This is a genomic window from Haladaptatus sp. (assembly GCF_049589095.1).
Taxonomy (GTDB): Archaea; Halobacteriota; Halobacteria; order Halobacteriales; family Haladaptataceae; genus Haladaptatus.
Window position 1 is genome coordinate 1 of record NZ_JBAWAC010000203.1, and the last position, 3,495, is coordinate 3,495.

Consider the following 3,495-nt stretch of genomic DNA (forward strand, 5'->3'; position numbering starts at 1 on the left):
TCACCTATTCTATCTATCTTACCTATCTCGATGTTTCACTCCGTCTATCCCCCGTATTCTGCTCAAACCGTGATCTTACCGACCCCTCGCGTGTCATTCATCTCCCGTGTCTTCCTTCTCTGTTCTACCTATTCTCTCTATTCTGTCTATCTCGGCTCTCGTTCCTATCTCCCCTTTCCCATCTATCCTACGTGGCCTACTCTATCTGTGCTACCTATTCTATCTATCCAACCTATTCAACCTATTTTATCGATTCCAGCTATCCCAACGGCTCTATCTATTTTATCTACCCTCCACATTTCATCTGTTCTATCTCACCTATTCCAGATATTGTCTCTATCTCCTCTTGTTCACCTATTCTATCTATCCTATCTTTCTCACCTGCTTTGCCTCTCGTCCGATTATCCGCGGTCGTTCGGTTCCCGATGGTTCGACCGTTATTTCGTCCACGTATTGTCGATACGATTATGAGGCGTGCCCACGGATGGCACGCTGAATGATCCGTCCAGCGATTCAACTCTACACGCTCCGTGACCTCGACGAACCGCTCACGAAAACCATCTCCCGCGTCTCCGAGACGACGTACGACGGTGTCGAATTCGCCGGGTTCCACGACCAGTCACCGGAAACCATCGCCACGGCACTCGACGACTCCGACCTCGAACCGGTCGGTGCGCACGTCGGCCTGGACGCGTTGGAGTCGGAGTACGACGCCGTCGTCTCGGAGTACGGGACGGTCGGCTGTGACCGAATCGTCGTCCCGTCGTACGGTACGGACGGTTTCGAGTCCACTTCGGCCATCGCCGAGACCGCGAACCACCTCTCGGAACTCGCCGACCGACTCGCGGACGACGGCTTCCGACTGTCTTACCACAACCACGCGTACGAGTTCGAGGCTATCGAGGGCGACTCCGCCACCGCGTACGACGAGTTCGTCGCGCGGAAAAGCGACAGCCTCGAACTGGAGTTCGATGTCGGACTCGCTCGGTTCGGCGGCGTCGACCCGCTTTCGTATCTCGACCGATACGCCGACGACATCTCGCTCGTCCACCTGACCGACACGGTTCCCGGCGACGATGCCACGCTGCACGTCGATCTTGGGGAGGGCGTCCTCGACCTCGATGCGTGTGTTCGGGCGGCCGACGATACCGGTGCCGAGTGGCTCATCCACGAAAACGGGTTGACGGAGAACCCCGCAGCAACGTTGGAATCGAGCGCGATTCGCGTCGGTGAACTGCTCGATAGCGCGTAATCGTCCGGCGCGATTCGATACCGCGGACGTGCATTTCGTCGTTCGTCCCTTCGGACTTTCCCCCGTCCAAATCCTTATCACAACGCGGTAGGACGTAGCCATATGCGACGCATCGTCCTCGTCGGAAGGAACGGCTCGATACGAGCACATGCCGAGCGATACGCTCGCTTCGAGGATACGACCGTCGCCGGGGTCGTTCTCGACTCCGACTCCGGCACCGATTCCGACTCCGGCACCGACCCCCTCGACGGAATCGACGCGCCACGATACGACTCGCTGGCAACCGCACTCGATACGGTCGGCGCTCACGGCGTCGATACCTGCGGGTCGGGCGTCGGACGTACCGACACGATAGATACCGCGCTCTCCGCCGACGTCCCGGTTCGGTGTGACCCGCCGCTCTCGCTCGACGACGCGGCGACCGAACGACTCGTTTCGCGCGCATCGACTGGAACCGGATGGGTACTCGTCCGTTCCCCACATCGCTTCTCCCGGCTGTACGACCGACTCCGAGCGGGCGTCGAAACGGGGAGCATCGGAACGATCGGCGTCGCTCGAATCAAGCGAACCGCACCGTTCGACGGCCCCGGCTGGAACGTCTCGTATGCCGGTGTGCAACGCGAAAATCCCGTCGAAGACGTTCTCTGTGAGGTTCTCGCTCACGACTTCGACGTCTTGGAATGGACGTTCGACGCCGTCGAGCGGGTCTTCGTCCGCACTCGGTCCGGGGAGGGATACGCTCACGGGCACGCGCTCCTGACCTTTCGGGGTGGCGGCCGAGCGACCGTCGAAACGACGTGGGGACGGGACGACGCTCCCGCCCCACGACTCCACGTCGAGTACAGCGGCAATCACGGTCGGCTCGACTTCCACGAGCGCGATGCAGCTACCGCTCTCTCGGACGGAAGGCGGTGTCTCACCGTCGATCCCATCGAAGACGATTGCCGTGGTCGCTCGCTTCGAGCGTTCGTGGATTCGGTTCGCGGCGAGAAACGGCACCCCGAAACCGTCTCCGACCGCGCTGCGACACGGATTGCGATCGCCACCCGCCGGTCGGCGGACTGCGGGAAACCGATCACGCTCACGGGGGACGACACGTGACGATTCGACTCGGTATCTGTTCGACGGCTCACGTCAACTCCGGAGTGTACGCGTCCCTCATCTCACAGCTTCAGGGGGTCGAACTCGTCGGCATCTCGGACGAAAACCGCGAACGTGCGCGCCGACAGGCCAACGCGGTCGGAACGTCCGTGCTGTCACAGCACCAGTTGATGGGGGAAACCGACGGGATCGTTCTCTGTTCGCCGACCTCCCGTCACGGCGAACTCATCGACCTCGCGCTCCAGTACGACGTGGCGATCCTCTGTGAGAAACCCCTCGCGACGTCGGTCTCGGACGCCGCTGCGATTCGGGACCGGTGTGCGGAAAGCGACGTGGTCGCCGGGATGGCCATGCCGATCCGATGTAGCCGCCCGATGCGACGGCTGAAGGAACGGTACGAGGTGGGCGAACTCGGCGATCTCGTCGCCGTCTCGGGCATCAATCGCGGTCGAATGCCCGGCGGCTGGTTCGTCAACCCGGACCTCGCGGGCGGTGGTGCGGCCGCCGACCACACCGACCACATCGTGGATATCGTTCGGTGGCTCACCGGTGAGGAAGTCACCGAGGTGTACGCCGAGATGGATACCAGATTCTACGATATCGCCGTCGAAGACGTGAACCTGCTGTCGATGGAACTGTCGAACGGCGCGCCGTTCGTCCTCGACGGGTCCTGGAGCACCCCACAGGAAAGTTCGTTTTGGGGAGACGCGGAGGTCGAACTCGTCGGGTCGAACGGAACCCTCTCGGCCGACTGTTTCGGCCAACGATATACCAGTATCTGCGATACAAATCACGGCAACCACAACGAAACCCTGTACTGGGGTGCCGACCCGAACAACGAACTCCTGAACGACTTCGTCGAGGCGATTCGTACCGGACGGGAGCCCGTGACGCCGATGGACGAAGCCGTCAAGACGACCGCCGTCATGGAAGCGGCCTACGAATCCATCGAGCGGGACGAACCGGTCGAAGTCGCGTACTGACGCCGAGGCGAAAGCGAGTCGCGATCAGTCCAACGAGGCCGTCTCGGTCGTCTCGACTGCGATGGACTCGCCCCGTTTTGCGGATTCGTACGCGGCTTCCACGACGGCGACGTCGCGTACGGCGTCCGCACCGGTTTTGAGCGGCGGTCGGTTCTCCGC

The 3,495-nt window shown here is 61.5% G+C and carries 3 protein-coding genes; all 3 read left to right on the forward strand.

What is annotated here, in order from left to right; translation table 11 throughout:
• The first annotated feature begins 496 nt into the window (after positions 1-496).
• The 3 genes from WBV42_RS06740 to WBV42_RS06750 all read left to right on the forward strand — a co-directional run bounded on the left by WBV42_RS06740 (position 497) and on the right by WBV42_RS06750 (position 3,336).
• Positions 497-1,252, forward strand: a complete 756-nt coding sequence (locus WBV42_RS06740; protein WP_423985347.1) for a sugar phosphate isomerase/epimerase family protein — start codon at positions 497-499, stop codon at positions 1,250-1,252.
• Between the two features lie 102 nt (positions 1,253-1,354).
• On the forward strand, positions 1,355-2,353 hold the full coding sequence (locus WBV42_RS06745) for a Gfo/Idh/MocA family protein (RefSeq protein ID WP_423985348.1): 999 nt from the start codon (positions 1,355-1,357) through the stop codon (positions 2,351-2,353).
• The gene (locus tag WBV42_RS06750; RefSeq protein WP_423985349.1) at positions 2,350-3,336 is read left to right on the forward strand and encodes a Gfo/Idh/MocA family protein; all 987 of its coding nucleotides are present in this window, start codon (positions 2,350-2,352) and stop codon (positions 3,334-3,336) included. The genes WBV42_RS06745 and WBV42_RS06750 overlap by 4 nt, the downstream gene beginning before the upstream one ends.
• Positions 3,337-3,495: the final 159 nt, after the last annotated feature.